General features: G+C 56.4%; 1 protein-coding gene. It reads right to left on the bottom strand.

Going from position 1 to position 241, the window contains the following annotated elements; genetic code table 11:
* Positions 1–41: 41 nt before the first annotated feature.
* A partial coding sequence (locus tag SB660_RS23360) for a hypothetical protein (protein ID WP_410584950.1) occupies positions 42–241 on the bottom strand: 200 nt, incomplete at its 5' end.

Below are 241 nucleotides of genomic sequence, written 5' to 3'. Positions count from 1 at the left end.
GTCGCATGGCAGCCACAGACGGCGCCATATAGTCCGTGCATTTAGAACTTCGTTGCCATCGTCACGAAGTCTCGGCTGGACTCTCCTTTCGTTGGCGCCATCAAGCGTCCGACCGTTCGAAGAAGGTGAATCTGGCGTTTCGTGAGGTTACCCTTGAACGGACGTCCGGAGGCGTAGTAGACGTTGTCGCCACGCAGCTCCACATCCTCTTCCAGCTCAGTTCGATCCAGCACCAACAAAC

This window comes from Bacillus sp. SIMBA_005, assembly GCF_046535585.1.
Lineage (GTDB): Bacteria > Bacillota > Bacilli > Bacillales > Bacillaceae > Bacillus > Bacillus pumilus.
Note: the sequence above shows the minus strand (reverse complement) of the source record. Positions and strands in the feature narration are given on the sequence as shown.